We start from the raw sequence: 14,475 nt of genomic DNA on the forward strand, positions 1-14,475 counted from the left end.
CCCTATTTTTTATTTCGGTGCACAAATAGAAACACCATTAAATTTGAATGTTCTGTATATTCTTTCTGCAAATTGCACTGCTTTTTCCCCATCACCGTGTAAACAAATCGTTTGCGCCTGAACTGCTACTTTCTTTCCATTGACCGCATATACTTGGCCTTCTTTCACCATTTGAAGTACTTGCTTTATCGCTTCGTCTTCATCTTTTATAAGCGCATTTTCTTCTGTACGGCTCGTTAATGTACCATCTTGCTTATATGTACGATCCGCAAAAGCCTCTTGTACGAGAGTTACTTTGTATTTTTCTGCAGCCTGTATAAACGCCTCGCTATTTGCTAATCCATAAAGTAATAGACTTGGATTTATATGATAAATTGCCTTTGCAATTGCATCTGCAATTTCCGGATTAGACGCCGCCATATTATATAAGGCACCGTGCGGCTTTACATGCTGCATTTTCCCGCCTGCCGCTTTCACAAATGCGTCTAATGCGCCTGTTTGATATAAAACATAATCGTATACTTCACTTGCTGAAACATTCATGTTTCTCCTACCAAATCCAATTAAATCAGGAAATCCAGGATGCGCCCCTATTGCTACGTTATGCTCCAAAGCTTTTTCAACAGTTTGACGCATAATAGACGGATCACCCGCATGAAAACCGCAAGCAACGTTTATAGAGGAAACGAACGGAAGAATCTGATCATCATTCCCCATTTTATAAGCGCCAAAACTTTCTCCTAAATCACAGTTTAAATCGATTGTAGTCATAATGTATTCCTCCTAATTTCAGCTTCGTAAAGCGATGAATTTCTTTAATAGATTCATATTTACTTCTTGTTCTATGTACAATTGTTCCGCTTCTTCAAGCGTAATTTTCTCAAAAGAAACATAGTCCCCCGGCTTTAGCTGGGCAATAAGAGGTAAATCTACTGAAATGATATTTCCCATTCTCGGATAGCCACCTGTCGTTTGCCTATCTGCCATTAATATAATCGGCTGTCCACCATTAGGAACTTGAATGGTTCCAAATGTAACAGGACTCGATAAAATCTCTTTTTCTTCATTCCTATTTAAAACTTCTCCCTCAACCCTATAGCCCATACGGTCAGCATAATTAGATACCTTATACTCTTTCGTAAAAAATGCCTTTCTACTTTCTTCTGTAAATTGATCATATTCAAATTCAGTTATGACACGAAGCTTTGGATGTTTCTTATACTTTGGTAGTACGCTGTTGCTAATTGCCCATTTCGTTTTTATTCTCGCATCTTTTTGTAAGCCTTGAATGAAACGACTCGCCATTTCTGGTTGTGCACCAATTTGGAAATAGTTACCCTTGTTGAGCATTCTTCCTTCTATACCACCAATCGCAGCACGTATGTACGTACTTTTACTTCCCATTGTACGCTCAATATGTATACCACCCGCAAAAGTTACATACGCTCTGCAACCACTTTTCACTTTCCCAAAACAAAGCATACTACCTTCTTCCGCTAAAATGGGACGCCATAACGGGATACGTTCTCCATTCAATAACGGTTCCATATCTGCTCCGCCAATCGCAAGTAAAGTCGTTTTCTTTATTAACAATTTAGGTCCCATAATTGTCATTTCGAGTCCCGCTTCATTCTCCTCATTACCAACTAACATATTGATCATCCGAAGTGCACTTTGATCCATAGTCCCGCCAACTGGTACACCGTATTGTTGATAATGAGATCGCCCTAAATCTTGGACTGTTGTAAACATTCCCGCATGCAAAACTTCTACATCCATTCTTTAGCCCCCTCAAGTGATACGTACTCTTCCTTCGTTATTGGGATAAATCGTAAATACATACCACTTTGAATATATGTTGGTATTTCTTCTTCCGGATTAAATAATGAAATAGGAGTTCGGCCGATAATATTCCATCCTCCTGGTGTTTCAAGCGGATATATACCTGTTTGATTTCCGCCAATACCTACTGAACCAGGAGAGATTTGTAACCGTGGTGTTTCTTTTCTAGGTGTTTCTAATTCTTTTGATAGTCCTCCTAAATACGGGAACCCTGGTGTAAAACCTAACATATATACAAAATATGTAGTTTCACTATGTATTCGAATCACATCTTCTACTTGTAAATCTTTATAATGTGCAACCTCTTCTAAATCAGGTCCATATTCTCCCCCGTAGCACACTGGTATAGAAATATGTTTCACATCCTGTTTTACTTCTTCTTTATAAGAATCACACAGCTCCTTTATATACTGGCGAACGTAATCATATGGCCTTTCACTTCTCTCATTTCTCTTCCATACTTCGTATACATTGTAGTAAACAGCTAATGAAGTAAACGACGGAACGCACTCAATCATTCCTGCAAACGGATGTTGCTGCAGTGCTTGAAATAACCGCTGTACTTTCTCATATATATCCATCTTAATTTCTTCACCAAATGTAACAATAATTGCTTGATCCCCTAACGCAGAAAATTTCATCCTACTCCCTCTTTCTATGCCCAAAAGCCGAGTTCTTTCGAAATGCGATGTGCTGTTTCTTTCACCTTAGCGATAAAATATGAAATGTTACTTTCGCTGTACTCAATTGCTAATCCCGAAATACTCATACCTGCTACAACCGTTCCATCACTTGCGAAAATGGGCGCTGCTATTGCGGCTGTATGATTTTCTAACTCAGAATAACTAATTGTGTAGCCTTCCTTTTTTGCCATTTGCAACACTTCTAGCAATTGTTCCTTATCCACAATTGTTCCATCTGCAAACTGTTTTAAATCCACTTCCTCTATGTATCTCCGTTTCTCTTCCTCAGAAAAATACGATAGTAAAATTCTCGGACATGCACCAGCATAAAGCGGTGCTCTTCTTCCAACCGCCGTATACACGCGTACTGGCTGAACACCTTCCATCTTTTCAACATAAATTGCGTCATTACCATCTTGAATTATTAAATTAACTGCCTGTCCTAAACTATCTCTAAGTTCTTTCATATAAGGAATTGCTATATTTCTTACTGATAATCGGTGTGAAACAAGTTGACCGAACCGTAAAAATACGACCCCTAAACGATATTTCCCCTTTTCGTTTTTTTGTAAAAACTCCATCTCTTCCAACGAACCAATTAAACGATAAACAGATGTTTTCGGCATATTTGTAAGCTGAACCATCTCAGTTAAACTTAGCTCTTCATGCTCATAAAACAACTCTAAAATATCCATTGTCTTAACTGCCGTTTTATTTATACTCATTCTATCTCCCTTTCATTCCGAAAAACGGAACTTAAATTCCGTTTTTCGAAACAAACATATAATTTAAAATTATAAAATATTCTTTCAATTCATTCAATAGATTTTAAGCAAATAAAAAAGTATGAAAGAATATCTCTCCCATACTTCACCACACTTTATAACGCTCTTACTTGTTCCAACGGCCAGAAAACAGCTTGTCCTTTTCCGACAATTTCATCTTCTGAAATAAAGCCAAACATGCGACCATCCTTAGAAACTTCACGATTATCCCCTAAAACAAATACTTGGCCTTCTGGCACTTTCGTTTTCCCAGTGATTTGTTCTAACGTAAAGTCTGGAGTTAATACACGGCCTACTGCTTTTTCTTTAAACTTTTTTAAATATGGTTCTTCCATCGCTTTTCCGTTTACATATAAAACATCATTTTTATACTCAACTGTGTCGCCTGGCAAACCAATTACTCGTTTTACTAAATCGTATCCTTCTTTTCCGTGGAAGACGATAATATCAAAGCGATCTAATCCACTTATACTATAACCAATCTTATTCACGAGAACTCGTTCGTTATTTTTTAAAGTGGGCATCATTGATTCACCTTGCACTAAAGAAGGTGTAAATAAAACACCGCGAATAATAGCAATTAATACAAGGGTAAAACCTATCGTTTTAGCCCAAGAGAATAATTCTTTCTTCGTATTTTCCTTCATCGTTTCTCCTCTTTCTTAAGCACTTATTTTATGATTTCAACTAATTCTTGTACTAAATTAGGGTCTATTTCAGAAAAACATGATTTTCCTTCTCTTACCGCTGTACCGACATGAGCTTGCGAAATTCCAGTTTCATCTAGCAATCGCTTTATATTTTCTTTCGTCACCCCAGCTCCAGCTACAAGCTGAATTTGACCATCGCTTACCTTTTGCATTTCTGTAAGCACCGGAATATTCTCTACTATATTTCCTTGTCCACCTGAAGTTAAAACGTGAGTCACTTTATGAAACTTCTTTAAAGTGTTCATTGCTTCTACTGGGTTTTCTATATCATCTATCGCACGGTGGTACGTTACATTTATTCCATCTACAACAGATAGTAAGTTCGCTAATTTCCCTTCATCCACTTCATTTCGTTCATTTAATACACCTAATACAACACCAGCTACTCCTAATTTCTGAGCAACTACAATATCTTCTTTCATCATTTCAATTTCTTCTTCCGTATATGTAAAAGACTTCGCATGCGGACGAATCATAACATGAATTGGTATACTTACCGCTTCTACCGCTTTCTTTATAAAAGCATAACTCGGTGTTAAACCACCTTCTGTATAAGATGAAATTAATTCAATCCGCTTCCCGCCAGCACTTTCAATTCGTTTTACATCTTCTAAACATGTTGCAATAACCTCTAGCATGAGATGACCTCTTTTCGTGCTTTTTTCTTATTATAACATTAGTAAAAATAAGAAGCCTAGCTTTCTCCTTTAAAACTTAAAAAAGAGGAATGAAAAGAAAGATTTTTTATTAGCAACGATTATTGATAACATCCTATTATTCATGTACACTCCTACCATAATGAAAAAGCCCGTCATTTTGACGGACTTTTCTAATTTTAAGCTTTTCTTTCCTCAGTTTTCATATCAATGCCTAATTGATCTTCTAATAACTTTACACCTTTCTTTGTAAGATGGACAGCTCGGTTCTTATCCGTTTTCGTAATCCATCCCTGTTCAAAAAGCAGTTTTGCAATTGCAGACCCTAACCAACCAGAAATATGGTAGCGTCGTTCACTCCAATCAAGACAAGGTTTTGCAAATACCCTCCTTTTTATATCTGCCTTATCAATATTTATTCCAAAATTCAGAAACCATTTCTTACCTTGTTCCGTTACAATGTATTCTCCATCCTCTAAAATTATAAATTTCCTATCAAGTAATTTTTCAGTTATCTCTACACCGAGTTTGCCTGCAAGATGATCATAACAAGTTCGAGCATAACGAATTTGTTTTAGTTGGCTTGATTGTTTTAAAGAGCGAACTTGAACTGTTGGTGCAATTGTCCCTAACTTTTCAAGCACTTCTGCAACTTCTTGATTAGCAAGTCGATAGTAGCGATGTCTACCATGTTGTTCAACTGTAAGTAAATTCCCTTCTACTAATTTAGAAAGATGCGAACTAATTGTTGGATGTGACACTTTTGCCATATAAGCCAATTCACTAGCAGGTAGTGCCTGATTATTCATTAGACACTCTAAGATGATTGCTCTTGTAGGTTCAGCAATTAGTTTAGCTATATATGAGATATTCGGATATACATTCATATTTCGATGATACCCTAACTATTAAATTGATACAATTATTTTAAGTTTAATAGTAAAGGAGAATGTATTATGAATGCAATTGATCTTAGTATATTAAATTTAAAAGAAACGAGAAGGCGCTCAGAAAAATTATGGAATTCTCTTCCCGATAATTTTCTTAATTGGAAGCCTGATTCTGAGGCTATGTCCTTTGGTGAAATGATTCGTCACGTATGGAGCTCAACTTTTTACTATCATATGATTATAAAAAACAACGGTTCAATAAACGACATACGTACCCCGTATGATGACGAGCCAATTACTTGTGTAAAAAAAGAAATTGAATTGGCACAATCATACTTTACTGACTTCATAGAATATGTTCAATCAATAAGCATAGCCGAGCTAGATTCAAGACTTATTGATAGAAGTGATGTTGGCTATCAACGATATTTAGGTGATATGCTATTAAGAATTGCCTATCATGATGCGGTCCATGCAGGTCAATTTTTACAATATTTACGAATGGTAAACTTAGAAAGACCATTAATTTGGGATTAAATACGAAAAATGTTTATACAGCCTCCAAACTGGCATTACAATAAGAATTTTCAACAAGAAACAATCAAAAAACCATGATAATCATTTATATTAAAAACCTACATCTCAACCAAGTACTTCATACACATAAAAAGCACGGGTTTGATTACTAATCAAACCCGTGCTTTCAAAACAACTATAATATCCATAAACAATAAAATGTAAGCTTTAAATACTACGACCGAAACGCCGCATCCGCCAGCATAGACAATGTTGCATCATCCATCGGTGGATTGTGTAATCCTGCTCTGACGTTTAAATAGTAACGATGGAGCGGATTTTTTTCTGATAAACTTTTTGCTCCTACGATGCGCATTGATTTATCCACTATGGATATCGCCGCATTTGTTACGGCGTATTTCACTGCCGCTAATTCTGCTTGCAGTGACAGTTTATCTTCTGCCTCATCGTATTTTTTCGCAATTTGATATAAAAAGACGCGAGCTTGCATAAGCTCGAGTTCTAATTCTCCAACTAATTTTCTAACATTCGGTAATAAACTAATAGAATGGTTTAAACTATTTGGCTTGTATGATCCCGCAAATTGAACTGCATAATTTCTTGCTGATTGTGCAATTCCTAAATAACATGCTGGTATATGTAGCAACCAGCCAATACCCTTTTGTTTCACTTTCCCGCCTTTTACATCCGTAAAAAAGCGGCTTTCTATCTCTACATTTTGTAAGACAAGGTCGTGGCTAGCAGTCCCTCTCATTGCAACGCTATCCCACGTTTCTTCAATAGATACACCGAGTGTATTTCTTGGAATGACAAACTCACCAACTTCTTCTTGGCCTTCCATACTTGCTGAAATAATAAAATAATCAAGTACTGGCGCCATCGTTGTAAAAGTTTTTCTTCCATTTATAACCCACTTCTCGCCTTGTTGAACCGCTATTGTTTCTGGTTTGCCGCCACGCGTCGGACTCCCTGTTTTCGGTTCTGTTGCTGCCCTATTAAAGAGCGCACCATTACGTACTTCTTCGCAAAACCATTTGAACATCTCATCATTCCAAGAGCGATTTTCCGCTAGCTCCTTCACAATGCCAAGATGCCAGCCAATCGATAATGCAGTAGCTCCACAGCCTTCCGCGATTTTCTCTTGAAATAAAACGAAGTCATATAAAGAAATCGCACTATCACCAAATTCCTTCGGTAACGTTAATTTCGTATATCCAATATCTTTCAAATCATTTATATTTTCATACGGAAATGATCCTAATTCACTTAGCTGATGCTCCCTTTCCATGAACTTCGGAATCAATTTATTTATTTTCTCAATAATTAAAGACTGTTCTTCTGTTTCAACAAATGAGAGTGCCATACTATAATCTCCTTTATGCTCGATTCATAAACCGTTCATTTTGTCATTATGATTATATGAAGCTACCTCTCTATTGTTTCACTATTCCGATAAAAATACAATGTTTTTGACTAATAAGAAAAGTTCCTATTTAAGGATAGATTCTTTTCTTATATTAGTCCCCCTTCAATGCTTTTAACGGCAAAGAGGTTACATATCCAATATACGAGAATAATTCTTTAAAGAAGAATGGTATTTCTGTATCTAACGTTTTATATGCTGATGTCGGCGTTGGTGAAGCATACGCTTCAATATTAATATGTTTTGCGATTCTCATTGCGCGTTTCATATGAAGTGGATCACTTACAATCGTGTATGTTTGTATACCGTTCTCTATTCCAACTTGCTTCGCATTTTTTAAATTTTCTTCAGTGAAAAGGGATTTAGTTTCAATTAAAATATCTTCCTCTTTTACACCTTGTTTCATTGCATATACTCTTGCAGTACGTGCTTCCTCAAGTTCTGCCTCGAACTTTGTACCACCTGTAAAAATAATCTTTTTAATATTTCCGTTCCTATATAAAGAAATCGCATGATTAATTCTTTCTTTAAATACAGGAGATGGTTTTCCATTCCATGAAGCTGCGCCTAGTACGATACCAGCATCCGTTTTCACGTCATCATTTGCTTTAAAACGATAACTCCAAATATCGTAAGCTGCATAACTTACATATAAAATAGCAGAACAAATCATTAGTAAAAATACTTGAAAGATTCGTCTTTTCTTACTTTTCTTATTTTCTTTCATTTGTAATTGCCTCCGTACATCATCCATACTTCTATAAAAAACATTTATATCAAATCGTTTTGTTTGAGTTTATTTAAAAGAAGGAACTTTACTTGTTATTTATGTATAAAAGGGTTTTCATTTAAAATTGAGGATTATCAATTCATTTTCATTTGCGGTTTTCATTACATTTTTTAAATTCATAAGTTTATTACCATACAACTACATTGTAACGAATTTTTTCTCAGAAGGGAACGATGAAACAAAAGGAATTAAAATAAAGTAGCATTTTGTAAGAAAAAAGGTATATTTTTCATATCTCACGAACAATATACCTTTCAAAACACGAATTATAACTTTTCTTTATACAACTCTAATTTTTCTAACAATTGTTCTTTTACGCCTGGCCATTCACTCGAGATAATACTGTACACCACCGCATCTCTCACATAACCATTCGGTAATTTTCTTTCATTTCTAAGCACACCTTCTTTTACTGCGCCTAATCTTTCAATTGCTCGTTGTGCTTTTTCATTTCTTGTATCCGTCTTAATTTGCACTCTCAGCATATGCAATTTTTCAAAAGCATACTGAAGAAGCATATACTTACACTCTGTATTTATACTCGTACGTTGCACACTCGGATGATACCACGTTTGCCCTAACTCAACTGTCTTATCTTCTACTGAAATATTATATAAACGTGTACTTCCTACAATCTTATTCGACTGTTGATCTACGACTATGAAAGGTATTTGAGTACCTCTTCCGTAACCCTTTATCGCTTTTTGAACGTATTGTTGCATATCTTGCACACTATCCATTTTAGAGATTAAATACGCCCAAATATCCCGATTTCCTTCTACAATCGAAAACAAAGTTTCGACATCAGTATTATCCATTAACCGCAACTTTGCTCTTTCGTGAATAATTTCCATTTTTAAGCCCCCTTTGTTGTTACTATATCATATAAAATAAAAACGTTTTATAATAATAAAAGAATATAATTGAAAGAATCATTTTTCGAATATACTCTGCATATCTAGGGTGGGATAGATCATCGATAAACATTAATATCGCAATTATAAAAAAGAAAATTCTGGTAAATCCCAATAAATTCTATATAATAATAAACGGGAGGGGATAAAAATGCTAGATCAAATTACTTGGGGAACGCCAGGTAGCTTATTATGCTTAGGATTCTTTTTTGCGGGACTAGGAATCTTCTTAAGAAGCGTTACGTCATATACGAAAAATAAATAAGAATATCCCGCTTTTAAACAAAAGAAGCCCTCTTTTTTACAGACGGCTTCTTTTGTTTAACTTTATCTTATTAAAACTTCAAAGCAACAAATAAGCAATCGGCGTAATGATAAGCAACGTTAAAATCGTTCTCTGCACATACAGAATAATAAGTTCAGATACTTTTAACGGAATATCTGTTGATAATATACAAGGAATGGAAGCGGAGAAAAACAGTATAGATGATACGGAAACAACTGCAATGACAAACTTTGTCACAAGTGGTGCACTTACTACTAATAATGACGGTAAAAACATTTCTGCAATACCAACTGATGCAGCTTTAGCAGCTAAGTCTGCTTCCGGTAATTGTAATAGCCATGTAAACGGATAGAAAATATAACTGATCCAATCAAATATTGGCGTGAACTTCGCTAAGACGATACCAATTAATCCTACTGACATAATAGATGGTAAAATTCCCATTGTCATAATAAATCCGTCTTTTAAATTCACTGTAATATTTTTCATAATGCTCGGTGCAGACTTTGATACTTCTAACGCATCCTCCCAAGCACGTTCTAGCATTTTTTCTTTATAAACAGGCTCTGGAAATCCTTCTTCTGTTACATATGTATCTGGTTTTCTACTAAGGGGCGGGATTCTTACGGTGATAGCAGTCACGATGAATGTTACAACAAGCGTAGTCCAAAAATAAACATTCCATAAATGCATAATATCTAATGTTTTTGCGATGATGATCATAAATGTAGCGGATACTGTAGAAAATCCTGTAGCGATAATTGCTGCTTCTTTTGTCGTATACTTTCCTTCTTTATACACACGATTCGTAATAAGAAGGGCAAGCGAATAACTTCCAACGAAGGAAGCAACTGCATCAATCGCCGATCTCCCTGGCGTATTCCATAATGGCCTCATAATCGGACGGCAAAATGTACCGATAAATTCAAGCAATCCATATCCAACTAATAACGCTAAAAATGCCGAACCAATTGGAACGAGCAAACTTACTGATATGACTAGCTTCTCATACAAAAACGGCCCAACATCTGGTGCAAAGAACCAAGCTGGCCCTATTTTCAAACAATATAATACTCCAAAAACGACACCAACTACTTTTAAAATAGAAAAACAAACGTCTACGATAGATGCATTCCATTTCTTCGTATAAAATGGATAAATCGCACCAATTGCCATAACAAATAATGCATAATAAGGTACTACACCTGGAACGGAAGCCCTGATCCACGATACGATATGATCAATCATAATAGACGATGCACCGTTTATCGTAACAGGAACGAAAAACATAAACACTCCAACGAGACTAGTAAGTATAAACCGAAGAATAATCCCCTTCTCTCGCCCTGTCTTAATTACATTACTCTTTAATTCAATTTCACTCAAAATTCGACACCTCCTATTATCTAAATATTATGTATAATTATGTTATATTCCTTCTTTCTATTTCTACTATTTAATCATATGAAAAAGCCTATTTTAAAATAGGCTTTTCTATTACCTCTCATAATCATCCACAATCACTTGCATGATACGATACAATTCTTCTGCTACTTTTTCATTACTACCCCTATTCGCATCATATGTAATTAACGCCTTCCAAAGTGCCCATCCTCTCGCTCTATTCCACGTTTCTTCATCCATGCGTAATACTTCTTTAAATACATTTCTACTATTTTCATCAAAAAACGTCCACGCCATCGCTGCATCACAAGCAGGATCTCCTACTCCTAAAATACCAAAATCAATTACAGCACAAAGCTTTCCACCTTTAACGAGTAAATTACCCGGCGCTACATCTCCATGCACCCAAACTGGTTTACGATCCCACGTTGAGCTAAGTGCTAAATTCCAAAGATGCTTTAATAATGCATCTTCAAAAATATCCTTATTATTTTCGATAGCAACTCTCGCCTCTTCATCATATACCGATATAAGTCCGCCCCGGTAAAAATTATGCGGTCCAGCTAAAGGGCCGTTACTCGCATTAATAGATTGCAATTCTACTAAAAAAGATCCTAAGTCCGCTGCAAATTCATTTAAATCACGAACGTTTTGTTTCGTAACTGTTTCTCCCTCTATCCACTTATTAATAGACCATGGCAATGGATACGCTTCAGACGGATTTCCTTTCGCAATTGGTGTAGAAATTGGTAAAGAAAGTCCCTTACTTAATATAGGAAGCCAACTATTTTCTTTCTCTACTTGCGGTGCATATGCCACATCACTTGGCAATCTTACACTCATCTCATCCCCTAAGTGAAACGTCCTATTATCATGCCCACTAAACTTTACAGGTTTCACTTCTAAAGGGGCCCATTCGGGAAACTGTTCCTGTATTAACTTTTCAACTAAACTTACGTTAATTGGATGCATTCACATTCTCCTTTTCTTTTGAAACTTACTAAGCCCATCCGTACTTCCAACATATTCAAAACCATTTTTCTTATAAAAATCATTCAACGTACGATTATGCTCCACGCAATCTAACTTCAAATACTCTTTATCACATTGTACATTCTCGTCTATCCACTGTAAAACCCTCTCTCCTATTCCATTCCCCTTATATTTTCGTTTCACCGCAAATCTATGAATATATAATGAATTAGAAACTTCCTCTTTACCAAAAATGTGTTCATCCCATTCATTTTGTTTAGGAGAAACTGTAATCGTACCAACTATTTCATCTTCTTTCAGAACAACATACGTATATTTCTCTCTTATACGTTCTAGTATTTCAGCCGTAGCTTCCTCTCCTAAAAGATACTGCCACTGATCCACTTCTTTATGTTGTAGCCATTGTGCTACTTCTTTTAATAGAGTTTTAATACTATCACTCTCATTTTCGGTAGCAATTCGAATTGCATATTCTTTACTTATATTTCTCTCCATATTGCCTTTCCCCTTTCAAATTGCTACCATACTGACAAACGAGTCCTTCCATCATTTTCATCTGTAATATATTCTACATACAATCCTTGATTCCGTGCGTTTTCATACATCATTTCAATCTCTTCTTGGTTTTTCACATAAATTTGTATGTAATCACCATCCGCTACTAATACGACTACTTCACACTTACTCTCCTTAAATTCTTCATATGTTTCAATTTCTCCTAGTACTTCCCCTTTTGGATATGCTTTTAAGTCTACAAATAAAAGATAATATATGTTGTCTTTTATTAGCTTTTTTAAAGCTGAACCTACCATGATCTCGTTATCTTCTGAAAATAATTCTGGACCTAATTCATTCCCTACTATCTATATAAGCTTCCTCCCTTCCCATGGCTTGCCAATCAAATGCAGTAATATCAATTGGCTTTAAGACTTTCCAAAGTAAATTATCATATCCATCTAGAATATCTACTGTAATCCCTCTTTTCATATGTCTGCTCCTAGCTTATTTATTTTTGTTCCATACATTATATATCAAATTTAATTACTATATTTTGTCGATACCTATGTACATCATAAAAAACCGCTCCACTACTAGCGAAACGGTTTCCTTCTACTTACATTTACATATCTTATTCAATCGTTGCACTGCGTTTTAAAATATTTTTTAATATCTTCACTACATCAGTCGTTCATTCTTAATGCTCACTTCGACTTCACGAAGTAATATAAAAACCATACCGCATGATTTTGTTCATCCGCAGCTATTCTCCGTAACAACTCTTTCAAATGTGCATCCGATGTCTCATCTGAAATTTCCAAATAAAAATCTACTGTCTTTTGTTCATCTTGTATAGCGAACTCTAATCCTTGTAAATACGTATTTGGGCAGTTTTCAGTAATTTGTGGTTTCGGCTGCCTGCCAGTTAAGTTCGTATAAATTTGTACAAAGTTGTGGAAATGCTTTATTTCATCATTACGAATTTCAAGAATTTGTTTTTGTTCTACTTGATTTGGAGCCATATTCGCTAATTTTGCATAGCAGCTTATAGCGCTATACTCTCCATTTATAGCTTTCTCAATATCACTTATCAACTTATCATTCTGCCTATACCAATCATAATAATTCGAATTATACATTGTATCCCCTCCATACTTTCGCATAACATTTTATGCATTTTGAAATAGTAGGAGCATGTGTATATAACGGGACAGCTTTAGATTGAAAGTAAAGTTTGAGAAAATGGTCTATTTTGCAAAAGAATTGCTTATGCATAAAAATAACACTATTGTATACTGTTGCTATAAACTCTCGCGGGAGTGGGAAAATACATTCGCGAATCAACGAGAAGTTCAACATGATGCGGTGCGAAGCTATTATGAATTCAGTGACATAACTAGGAGGTTCCGCTATGCCATCTTTATTTAAAACTATGGAGTTCCAGCTAAAAACCGAACGACTTGACCTGAGTATGTGGGAGGAATCCGATTCAGTTTGGATGAGAAAATTAATTGGCGAACGTGGTGTGGACATGCCAGCCCTTGATTCCGTTCGTAGCCGGCTTATTGAGATGCGCAAGAAAGCAGACGAAAATGGCATTTCCCTTCTCACTATTCGTAGGCGAGACGAAGGCGATTTTATTGGATACTGTGGCTTGATTATCGGTCGTTCCACACTTGAAGAGCCGGAGATTGCATACGAATTGTTCCGCAGCGCTCATGGAAAAGGTTATGCGACTGAGGCAGCAGCCGTTGTACTGGACGCTGCAATTGCTACTGGGCGCCACAGGCTTTGGTCGACTGTAGGCGCTTGGAATATCGCTTCCCTCCGGGTGCTAGAAAAGATAGGGTTTAAGAGGCATCACAGTACGTGGGATGACGAGCGCGGTGAGATTGTTTGGAACGTACGCGATCTTTAGAAATTCCGGCTTAATTACATACAACACTTTTTAACAATCAGGCATTTACGTTAAGAAAAAGTCATCAAAACTTATTCCAAGGCGACAACAGCAAATACTAATTTTTCAACTTATAGATTTCATCAAAAAAAGCCGTTTCACTAATT

16 protein-coding genes and 1 pseudogene are annotated in these 14,475 nt (G+C 35.9%); 2 read left to right on the forward strand and 15 right to left on the reverse strand.

The features are described 5' to 3' along the window. Window positions 1-9: 9 nt before the first annotated feature. From pxpA to OXT04_RS05320, 7 genes are all read right to left on the reverse strand, one after another. Window positions 10-771 carry a 5-oxoprolinase subunit PxpA gene (gene pxpA / locus OXT04_RS05290; RefSeq protein ID WP_267413674.1) on the reverse strand — a complete coding sequence of 254 codons (762 nt, stop codon included), beginning with the start codon at window positions 769-771 and terminating at the stop codon, window positions 10-12. Between the two features lie 18 nt (window positions 772-789). Further along, on the reverse strand, window positions 790-1,779 hold the full coding sequence (locus OXT04_RS05295) for a 5-oxoprolinase subunit C family protein (protein WP_072938851.1): 990 nt from the start codon (window positions 1,777-1,779) through the stop codon (window positions 790-792). Next, a complete protein-coding gene (gene pxpB, locus OXT04_RS05300; RefSeq protein ID WP_000672264.1) occupies window positions 1,770-2,483 on the reverse strand; it encodes a 5-oxoprolinase subunit PxpB in 714 nt (237 codons plus the stop codon). The genes OXT04_RS05295 and pxpB overlap by 10 nt, the downstream gene beginning before the upstream one ends. Before the next feature lie 14 nt (window positions 2,484-2,497). After that, window positions 2,498-3,250 carry an IclR family transcriptional regulator gene (locus OXT04_RS05305; protein WP_267413678.1) on the reverse strand — a complete coding sequence of 251 codons (753 nt, stop codon included), beginning with the start codon at window positions 3,248-3,250 and terminating at the stop codon, window positions 2,498-2,500. 155 nt (window positions 3,251-3,405) lie between these two features. Beyond that, the gene (gene lepB / locus OXT04_RS05310; RefSeq protein ID WP_000662498.1) at window positions 3,406-3,957 is read right to left on the reverse strand and encodes a signal peptidase I; all 552 of its coding nucleotides are present in this window, start codon (window positions 3,955-3,957) and stop codon (window positions 3,406-3,408) included. A 23-nt stretch (window positions 3,958-3,980) separates the two neighbouring features. Beyond that, window positions 3,981-4,658: a copper homeostasis protein CutC gene (locus OXT04_RS05315; protein WP_000895115.1), complete on the reverse strand. Its 678-nt coding sequence runs from the start codon at window positions 4,656-4,658 to the stop codon at window positions 3,981-3,983. Between the two features lie 197 nt (window positions 4,659-4,855). Next, on the reverse strand, window positions 4,856-5,563 hold the full coding sequence (locus tag OXT04_RS05320) for an ArsR/SmtB family transcription factor (RefSeq protein WP_001103831.1): 708 nt from the start codon (window positions 5,561-5,563) through the stop codon (window positions 4,856-4,858). Between the two features lie 69 nt (window positions 5,564-5,632). Here OXT04_RS05320 and OXT04_RS05325 point away from each other — a divergent pair, with 69 nt between their 5' ends. Then, window positions 5,633-6,103 carry a DinB family protein gene (locus OXT04_RS05325; RefSeq protein WP_267413682.1) on the forward strand — a complete coding sequence of 157 codons (471 nt, stop codon included), beginning with the start codon at window positions 5,633-5,635 and terminating at the stop codon, window positions 6,101-6,103. Window positions 6,104-6,317: 214 nt separating this feature from the next. Here the strand turns inward: OXT04_RS05325 and OXT04_RS05330 are convergent, their stop codons facing one another. From OXT04_RS05330 to OXT04_RS05365, 8 genes and pseudogenes are all read right to left on the reverse strand, one after another. After that, on the reverse strand, window positions 6,318-7,466 hold the full coding sequence (locus OXT04_RS05330; RefSeq protein ID WP_001218355.1) for an acyl-CoA dehydrogenase family protein: 1,149 nt from the start codon (window positions 7,464-7,466) through the stop codon (window positions 6,318-6,320). A 154-nt stretch (window positions 7,467-7,620) separates the two neighbouring features. After that, the gene (locus OXT04_RS05335) at window positions 7,621-8,253 is read right to left on the reverse strand and encodes a YdcF family protein (protein ID WP_000662218.1); all 633 of its coding nucleotides are present in this window, start codon (window positions 8,251-8,253) and stop codon (window positions 7,621-7,623) included. Window positions 8,254-8,582: 329 nt separating this feature from the next. Then, window positions 8,583-9,170 (reverse strand): GNAT family N-acetyltransferase, encoded by a 588-nt coding sequence (locus OXT04_RS05340; protein ID WP_000402588.1) that lies wholly within the window; start codon window positions 9,168-9,170, stop codon window positions 8,583-8,585. A 403-nt stretch (window positions 9,171-9,573) separates the two neighbouring features. Beyond that, window positions 9,574-10,902, reverse strand: coding sequence for a YjiH family protein (locus tag OXT04_RS05345; RefSeq protein ID WP_001289425.1), 1,329 nt, complete (start codon window positions 10,900-10,902; stop codon window positions 9,574-9,576). Between the two features lie 111 nt (window positions 10,903-11,013). Next, complete coding sequence (locus OXT04_RS05350) at window positions 11,014-11,892, reverse strand: aminoglycoside phosphotransferase family protein (protein WP_000553381.1); 879 nt, start codon at window positions 11,890-11,892, stop codon at window positions 11,014-11,016. Continuing rightward, window positions 11,893-12,408, reverse strand: coding sequence for a GNAT family N-acetyltransferase (locus OXT04_RS05355; protein ID WP_267413689.1), 516 nt, complete (start codon window positions 12,406-12,408; stop codon window positions 11,893-11,895). A 23-nt stretch (window positions 12,409-12,431) separates the two neighbouring features. Further along, window positions 12,432-12,900, reverse strand: a pseudogene (locus OXT04_RS05360) (DUF2691 family protein). A 215-nt stretch (window positions 12,901-13,115) separates the two neighbouring features. Further along, window positions 13,116-13,550 carry a ferritin-like domain-containing protein gene (locus OXT04_RS05365; protein ID WP_000282832.1) on the reverse strand — a complete coding sequence of 145 codons (435 nt, stop codon included), beginning with the start codon at window positions 13,548-13,550 and terminating at the stop codon, window positions 13,116-13,118. 272 nt (window positions 13,551-13,822) lie between these two features. Here OXT04_RS05365 and OXT04_RS05370 point away from each other — a divergent pair, with 272 nt between their 5' ends. Further along, window positions 13,823-14,329, forward strand: a complete 507-nt coding sequence (locus OXT04_RS05370) for a GNAT family N-acetyltransferase (RefSeq protein ID WP_001139527.1) — start codon at window positions 13,823-13,825, stop codon at window positions 14,327-14,329. Window positions 14,330-14,475: the final 146 nt, after the last annotated feature.

The organism is Bacillus sp. GC_Bacil_1 (genome assembly GCF_026540675.1).
GTDB classification, from domain to species: Bacteria; Bacillota; Bacilli; order Bacillales; family Bacillaceae_G; genus Bacillus_A; species Bacillus_A cereus.

Coding starts and splice junctions, on each gene's coding strand:
- pxpA (WP_267413674.1), bottom strand. CDS start 771: ATGACTACAATCGATTTAAACTGTGATTTAGGAGAAAGTTTTGGCGCT.
- OXT04_RS05295 (WP_072938851.1), bottom strand. CDS start 1,779: ATGGATGTAGAAGTTTTGCATGCGGGAATGTTTACAACAGTCCAAGAT.
- pxpB (WP_000672264.1), bottom strand. CDS start 2,483: ATGAAATTTTCTGCGTTAGGGGATCAAGCAATTATTGTTACATTTGGT.
- OXT04_RS05305 (WP_267413678.1), bottom strand. CDS start 3,250: ATGAGTATAAATAAAACGGCAGTTAAGACAATGGATATTTTAGAGTTG.
- lepB (WP_000662498.1), bottom strand. CDS start 3,957: ATGAAGGAAAATACGAAGAAAGAATTATTCTCTTGGGCTAAAACGATA.
- OXT04_RS05315 (WP_000895115.1), bottom strand. CDS start 4,658: ATGCTAGAGGTTATTGCAACATGTTTAGAAGATGTAAAACGAATTGAA.
- OXT04_RS05320 (WP_001103831.1), bottom strand. CDS start 5,563: ATGAATGTATATCCGAATATCTCATATATAGCTAAACTAATTGCTGAA.
- OXT04_RS05325 (WP_267413682.1), top strand. CDS start 5,633: ATGAATGCAATTGATCTTAGTATATTAAATTTAAAAGAAACGAGAAGG.
- OXT04_RS05330 (WP_001218355.1), bottom strand. CDS start 7,466: ATGGCACTCTCATTTGTTGAAACAGAAGAACAGTCTTTAATTATTGAG.
- OXT04_RS05335 (WP_000662218.1), bottom strand. CDS start 8,253: ATGAAAGAAAATAAGAAAAGTAAGAAAAGACGAATCTTTCAAGTATTT.
- OXT04_RS05340 (WP_000402588.1), bottom strand. CDS start 9,170: ATGGAAATTATTCACGAAAGAGCAAAGTTGCGGTTAATGGATAATACT.
- OXT04_RS05350 (WP_000553381.1), bottom strand. CDS start 11,892: ATGCATCCAATTAACGTAAGTTTAGTTGAAAAGTTAATACAGGAACAG.
- OXT04_RS05355 (WP_267413689.1), bottom strand. CDS start 12,408: ATGGAGAGAAATATAAGTAAAGAATATGCAATTCGAATTGCTACCGAA.
- OXT04_RS05365 (WP_000282832.1), bottom strand. CDS start 13,550: ATGTATAATTCGAATTATTATGATTGGTATAGGCAGAATGATAAGTTG.
- OXT04_RS05370 (WP_001139527.1), top strand. CDS start 13,823: ATGCCATCTTTATTTAAAACTATGGAGTTCCAGCTAAAAACCGAACGA.